The following is a 6,672-nucleotide window of genomic DNA, read 5'->3' on the forward strand; positions in this document are numbered from 1 at the left end:
AGCTCCGTATTTCCGGTCTTGCCACGAACACCTTTGTTCATGGACTTTCATTTATATTTTAGATATCCGAATCTTTTTTATAAACGCCACAATGCGGAAAACACTGTTACGGAGTTGCGCGCCAACGCAAGCAAACCAGCTCTTTCGTTCCAGACCTACTACGCTATGGTATCGATACAATAAGCAACACTAATTTCATGCGAATTTTTCGTTCGCAAAGTACAGCAATTTCCCAATGGCGTCGCACGCCATACCAGCACGCGGAGCTGTCGCTGCGCGCCTGTAGTCAGAAGGCGAAACGCCAGTATGCTCCTTGAAAAAGCGTGAAAAATTGCTAGCCGCAGAGAATCCCAGTTCATCGGCGACGTTTATCAAGGGTACATCTCCGATCGCCAGCTTACGAATCGCCTCTTCAAGGCGAATTGCGCTCCAGAACACCTGCGGTGTAGTGTTGAGTTGGTCGCGGAATAGCGCAAACAGTCGTGCTCTCGACAATCCTGCCTCGCTCGCAATCTCGTCGATTGTAGTGCGCACATCAACTCTTTCGCGCATAAGCACTATTGCCAACCTCAACTTGCGACTGAGCAGCGGGACGCCCGCAGTCAACGGACCCGGTGAGTGTGCAACCAGCGATGTCTGGATTGAACCACTAATGAGCTCCTCTGCTGCGACCTCAATCTTCTCTTGTAGCTCCGGATGGAACATTATCAGGTCCAAGACCTTCCAGAGACTGGCGCGCAACTCGGGACTGATGGCAATACGAGGGGAGGTAAACACGAACGGCCTACCTGTTATCGCGGCCCTTTTGTCCAACCACTCTTTATTGATATACACCGAAAGGAAAACGGCTGGCGAACTTGACGACAAAAGCTTCCCGTCGTGCTGTTCGAATGGCTTAACCGCAACCGCATGCGTTTCGCTAAAGCGGAAAACCTGCGTACCTATCCTCGCCTCAGCGTCGGCGCCGCCGAGCCACCAGACGATATGCGCTTCCGAGTGCGCGTGGGAAACCAATCCCGTGCGCAGTGGCAGCAGCGAAATGCGACCGAACGCTCCTTCGTGCATGGCAAATGTCTCGGGCATCATCGTCTCCTACAGTAGTTTCACAATTGGTTAACGCCTATCAATTCTTCACTTTTGCTTCAGTATTCCTAATTTCTACGGCAGATCGGTCCAACGTGATGTTGCCTGTTTCCATTTCAGATGAAGCGAAGTGCAGCCTGTCACTTCAGCTCTGCCGTTCATCGCCGACGTGATCGAGATGGCATCACCACCTCGAACAGTGCCAGGGGTCCGATGCGGACCATGTGCGGGGCGGATGTCGCCAATCTGCACCGCACCGCTTTACGGGTAACCTCAATGCAGCGAGCGACCGGCAACTCCGCCACCTTCAGCTATGTGAGAAAAAACACTGCTTTCCGCGCCGAACAGCCAAAATCTGGCTGTTCTTGAATTTCAGCGCGAAGCGTTTAGATGTGAACGACCTCATTCCTCAGAACGCCGATACGATCGATTTCATTTTCGATGACATCGCCTGGCAAGCAATAGCGTGTCGCCGCAACCAATCCCTCCTGACCTTGCCACTTTCCGCCGAGTTCGGCGTCGGTTGACCAGGCTGTGCCTGCGGGCGTTCCGGTCAGGATGACCATACCGGGACGCAGAGTGAAGTTGATCGAGAAGAAATGAATCAGGTCTGCGCACGTCCAGATCATGTCTGAAGTCGGGCTTGATTGACGCAACTCTCCATTGATCCGGGTACGCAGCATCAGGGTCTGCGGATCGCCGATCTCATCAGCAGTGACAATGGACGGTCCTAGCGGCGAACTACTGTCGAAGGCTTTGCCACGACCTACTTCGTACCACGTGAAACCTTCAGGCGATTGGCGAACCTGCCGATCCCGGGCGGTGACGTCGTTGGCGACCGTATAGCCGAAAACGTAATCAAGCGCCTTTTCAACCGGAATGTGTCGACCCTCCCGACCGATGACAATAGCCAGTTCGGTTTCGCAATCGAGCTTCTGTGTAAGTTCGGGGTCGTAGACGATCGGCTCATCCGGTCCTACCACGCAGTCCGACGTCATCACAAAAAACTCGGGTTCTTTGCCGCTGATAGGAGCGCCCACCTTTTCGGCGTTGTGCGCGCGATAGTTGCTACCACTGCAGAGAATAGTCGAAGGCAAAATCGGCGAGGTCAATCGCACGTCACCAAGCGAATGCCTGCCCTCGCCCGAACCCACAATTGCGTTCGCCACTTCCCGGCCAGCCGCGCCGGAACGAATGAAGCTAGAGGTATCAGCCAACAGAGCGCTGTTCTCCGATCTTGCTCCAATCTTGGTCGCTAGCGGATCGACAATCTTGTCGTCGACCAGAAAACCAAGTCGACGCTGGCCGTCGACTGTGAAATTAACGATCTTCATCTTTATCCTTTGCTCTTGGGGGGTAACCGTGTTCATTGGTGATGGCGACATCTCGCCCTCGAAACCAAGGTTATACCATTAACGTCTTTGGTTCAACCAAAAATGCATCAGCATCGCACTTCCCTTCCCCACTTTCGGACCGCCAATTCCGATTTCGCACGGGAGGACGGAACGTCCCACCAGGCACCAAGGTCACTGGAAAACGGCGTCCCATCCCATAGCCGGGCACGGATCGACGTTTGCCCCAGATTCGGTTTGCCTAGGCAGAAATGTCCGCCAAGGCCGCGACTACGGGGCGCATCGAAGTGCAGTGCAGCACAGTAATTCTTTAGTTTCCATGCCTCTGGATTGAAACCAAGTAGTTGACAACGGGGTGTACCAAGGACTACATTGGTGTAACCAATGGACATTTTGGTGAAACCATTTGCCCAATTCTGATCGGGCGAGACCAGATGGATTCAAGGAGAGCGTGTGATATGGAGAAGCTTGATTTTGGCGAGGCGCACGTTCATCGACGCGTCGGTCGCTTGGCCAACGTGCCATGTTTTGCGAATACCCCTAACCCGCGAATTCTCGACGCGGCGCTCCAGACCTACCCGTTCGCGCTAGAAACTGACCTTGGAACTCCAGAAACTGGAGGGCCGCTGTGACAGCGGACCGTCCAAATGGCGGTGATTCCGCTTCTTCCGTGCGCCGGGAGACAAATCTTCGTGTTCGCCTTCGCAAACGCGAGCCTTTTCTCGCGCTTTTCTCCATCATCCCGGCGGTCGAGCTCGTTGAAATCGCTGCTCAGTCCGGATTCGACGGCATCATTCTGGATACAGAACATGGCAGCTTTGGAACCGAAACGCTACCCGCTTTGATCCTCGCAGCACGGGCCTACGGCATTTTTCCTATTGTCCGCGTACGATGCAATGATGCCTCTCTCATCGGTGCGGCGCTCGACGCAGGTGCGGCAGGCGTGCTGGTCCCCCAGATCGGGTCAATGCAAGAGGCAACACAAGCGGTACGAGCCGCCCGCTTCGCGCCGCAAGGTTCGCGTGGCGCCAACCCCTGGGTGCGAGCTGGCGGCTATGGTTGCTCTCCACGTTGGTTTGAGACGGCAAACGACGAAACCGCCGTTCTCCTGATGATTGAAGGCGCCGGGGGACTGGCAGCACTTGACAGCATCATGGGCATCGCCGATCTCGACGGCATCTTCCTGGGTCCGGTCGACCTGTCCCATGCACTGGGAGTGCCCGGACAAATCAATCATGAAACGGTGCGTGCAGCAATTACCACGACGATTAACCACGCCCTTGAGGCCAGCGTCGCGCCGGGGGTTTTCTCGCCCACGGCAACGGTGGCAAAAACCTGGCTCGATTGTGGCGCGAGGTTCGTAGCGATCGGCGTTGACACAGCACACATCGGTTTCGCCCTCAGCAACCTCGTTCAAGACGTTCGATCCACCGCTCAGGCTACCGGGCGCATCCAGAACTGATCACTAGCAAGGAGTTATACGCAATGACCAAGACGAAAGTAGCGATCATCGGGTCCGGCAACATCGGGTCCGATCTGATGATCAAGGTAATACGAAACAGTAAGTATCTGGAAATGGGTGCAATGGTTGGCGTCGATCCCAATTCAGACGGCCTCGCACGTGCATCTCGTCTGGGCGTGGCGACAACCGCCGAAGGTATTGACGGCTTGCTGGCCCTCGATGTATTCAAGGATATCGACATTGTCTTCGATGCGACTTCCGCCGGTGCACATAAACACCACAATGAAGTGCTACAGGCGCGCGGTGTGCAGGTGATTGACCTGACTCCCGCCGCTATCGGCCCATACGTCATTCCCGCCATCAATCTGGAAGAGGAAAACGCGACGAACATGAACATGGTGACATGCGGCGGGCAAGCCACCATTCCAATCGTTGCGGCTGTCTCACGCGTTGCAAAGGTTCACTACGCGGAAATCGTCGCGTCGATTGCGAGCAAGTCGGCGGGGCCGGGCACTCGTGCCAATATCGACGAATTCACTGAGACCACGCGCAGCGCGATCGAGAAGCTCGGCGGTGCAACGCGTGGGAAGGCGATCATCGTTCTCAATCCGGCCGAGCCGCCGCTCATCATGCGAGATACTGTGTTCGTCCTCTCCGAAATGGTCGATCAACAAGCCATCCAGGAGAGCATTGAGAAGATGATCGCAAAGGTGCAGAGCTACGTGCCAGGTTATCGACTTAAACAGCAGGTGCAGTTCGACGTGATTCCTGCTGATAAACCGTTGAACATTCCCGATGTCGGTCTGGTACACGGCCTGAAGACTTCGGTGTTTCTCGAAGTCGAAGGAGCAGCACATTATCTGCCTTCGTACGCCGGCAACCTCGACATCATGACCTCCGCCGCCCTCGCCTGCGGCGATCTGGTGGCACAACGTCGGCTGGCTTCAGGCATCACACGCGGCATCAAGGAGGCTGCACAATGACTCTCAACAAAAAGATCTACATTTCCGACGTGACGCTGCGCGACGGCAGCCACGCCATCCGGCATCAATATAGCGTCGCTAATGTCAGGTCAATTGCAGCCGCTCTTGATGCAGCTGGCGTCGACAGCATGGAAGTTGCGCATGGCGACGGCATTGACGGCTCAAGCTTCAACTATGGATTCGGCGCACATAGCGACGTAGAATGGATTTCGGCGGCCGCTGAGAGTGTGAAGACTGCGAAGATTGCTACGCTGCTGATTCCTGGCATTGGCACCACGCACGATCTTCGCAACGCATACGATGCGGGCGCCCGCATCGTACGGGTCGCTACGCATTGCACAGAGGCAGATGTCTCGCGCCAGCACCTTGAATTCGCGCGCGAACTAGGCATGGATCCGGTCGGCTTTCTGATGATGAGCCACATGACGACGCCTCAAAAGCTTGCCGAGCAGGCAAAGCTGATGGAAAGCTATGGCGCAACCTGCGTCTACGTCGTGGACTCGGGCGGCGCACTTGGTATGAACGATATTCGCGACCGGTTCCGTGCATTTAAGGATGTGCTCAAGCCCGAGACACAGACGGGGATGCATGCACACCACAATTTGAGCCTTGGCGTGGCGAATTCGATCGTTGCCGTAGAAGAGGGCTGCGACCGCGTCGACGCAAGTCTAGCCGGGATGGGTGCGGGGGCGGGTAACGCACCGCTCGAGGTGTTCATTGCCGCCGTGGAGCGTCAAGGCTGGAACCACGGTTGTGATCTGTACAAGCTGATGGACGCCGCCGACGATCTCGTCCGACCGTTGCAGGACCGCCCCGTGCGCGTGGACAGAGAAACGCTCGCGCTGGGTTACGCAGGCGTCTATTCGAGCTTCCTGCGCCACGCAGAGCTCGCAGCCGCCAAATACGGCCTGAAGACGGTCGACATCCTCGTCGAACTTGGCCGCCGGAAAATGGTGGGGGGACAGGAAGACATGATCGTGGATGCAGCCCTGGATCTGCTTCGACGGGATGCTCGCCCTGTCGCCCAGCACGGTTAGGATTGCTATGCCAGTGAGGGGCTCCTGGAGTGATCAATCCCGGAGCCCCTCACCAATCCACCCCATCGAAATGATGGCGCTTTCTGGCAATGCGTGTGATGGCGCGGTCGCCGATATCAACACGCTGGCACGGGCGAGGCGGCCGCGAAGATCCACGTGACGCCGCTGCCGCCGTTCAGATATCCTCAACCTCCAATTCATCAAGCGCTTTGGACATAAGACCGGCGCGTCTCCATTGGACCCATTTGATATAGCACGTCTGTAACGGCGGAAAGTTAGCCGGTAACCTGTGCCGCTTCTCGTTGCAGGCTATGACCCAAAGAATCGCCTTCAGTACGTCCCGCGGATCCCGCGCGGGGCGCTCAAACCGCTGCTGCGAGCCTTGGGAGAATAAGTGACCGACATGCTGCCAATCCCGTTCAGCACTTCGATGTCCGTTGTGCGGTCGAGTACAGGCATGGTCGGACGTTTACGCATGATCCAATTAAACCGCTTCTAGAACGTTCGTCAGTGCGCGCCCTTTCAGGGGACGCTCCAGCAGTGAGACATGCGAAACCGCAACGGGCGATCCGGTGATGGATCGCCCCGCTGTAGAGAAAAGGAATCACGAGGTTCTACGTATTCCCCTGAACCACCTTGAACACGTTAACAGTTCGCCTGCTACATGCCGGGTGTCGGGATGAGCCGCTTGTAGTAGACCCCGTCCTTCATCACGACCTTGATGTTGTCGCGGTCCTGGAGAAGCTTGATGTTCT

Annotated in this window: 5 protein-coding genes and 1 pseudogene; 3 read left to right on the forward strand and 3 right to left on the reverse strand. The window is 56.2% G+C overall.

All coding sequences use genetic code 11. The features are described 5' to 3' along the window. Positions 1–195 precede the first annotated feature (195 nt). The gene (locus P3T17_RS37305; RefSeq protein ID WP_253190078.1) at positions 196–1,086 is read right to left on the reverse strand and encodes a helix-turn-helix domain-containing protein; all 891 of its coding nucleotides are present in this window, start codon (positions 1,084–1,086) and stop codon (positions 196–198) included. A gap of 383 nt (positions 1,087–1,469) precedes the next feature. Then, complete coding sequence (locus tag P3T17_RS37310) at positions 1,470–2,417, reverse strand: fumarylacetoacetate hydrolase family protein (RefSeq protein ID WP_074267560.1); 948 nt, start codon at positions 2,415–2,417, stop codon at positions 1,470–1,472. Positions 2,418–3,063: 646 nt separating this feature from the next. Between P3T17_RS37310 and P3T17_RS37315 the strand changes: the two genes are divergently transcribed. From P3T17_RS37315 to dmpG, 3 genes are read left to right on the forward strand one after another with little or no spacing between them, the layout of a single operon-like run. Beyond that, positions 3,064–3,897 carry an HpcH/HpaI aldolase family protein gene (locus P3T17_RS37315; protein ID WP_429411946.1) on the forward strand — a complete coding sequence of 278 codons (834 nt, stop codon included), beginning with the start codon at positions 3,064–3,066 and terminating at the stop codon, positions 3,895–3,897. 23 nt (positions 3,898–3,920) lie between these two features. Further along, positions 3,921–4,880 (forward strand): acetaldehyde dehydrogenase (acetylating), encoded by a 960-nt coding sequence (locus P3T17_RS37320; protein WP_074267559.1) that lies wholly within the window; start codon positions 3,921–3,923, stop codon positions 4,878–4,880. Continuing rightward, on the forward strand, positions 4,877–5,917 hold the full coding sequence (dmpG, locus tag P3T17_RS37325; protein ID WP_074296360.1) for a 4-hydroxy-2-oxovalerate aldolase: 1,041 nt from the start codon (positions 4,877–4,879) through the stop codon (positions 5,915–5,917). The genes P3T17_RS37320 and dmpG overlap by 4 nt, the downstream gene beginning before the upstream one ends. Before the next feature lie 175 nt (positions 5,918–6,092). On the opposite strand, the pseudogene P3T17_RS37330 reads toward dmpG, so the two are convergent. Further along, positions 6,093–6,323: pseudogene (locus tag P3T17_RS37330) on the reverse strand (transposase); the annotation flags it as partial. Between the last annotated feature and the right edge of the window lie 349 nt (positions 6,324–6,672).

Source organism: Paraburkholderia sp. GAS82, from assembly GCF_050436285.1.
Taxonomy (GTDB): Bacteria; Pseudomonadota; Gammaproteobacteria; order Burkholderiales; family Burkholderiaceae; genus Paraburkholderia; species Paraburkholderia phenazinium_B.

Excerpts from the sequence above, each read along its gene's own strand:
- P3T17_RS37305 (WP_253190078.1), bottom strand. The coding sequence starts at position 1,086 with ATGATGCCCGAGACATTTGCCATGCACGAAGGAGCGTTCGGTCGCATT.
- P3T17_RS37310 (WP_074267560.1), bottom strand. The coding sequence starts at position 2,417 with ATGAAGATCGTTAATTTCACAGTCGACGGCCAGCGTCGACTTGGTTTT.
- P3T17_RS37320 (WP_074267559.1), top strand. The coding sequence starts at position 3,921 with ATGACCAAGACGAAAGTAGCGATCATCGGGTCCGGCAACATCGGGTCC.
- dmpG (WP_074296360.1), top strand. The coding sequence starts at position 4,877 with ATGACTCTCAACAAAAAGATCTACATTTCCGACGTGACGCTGCGCGAC.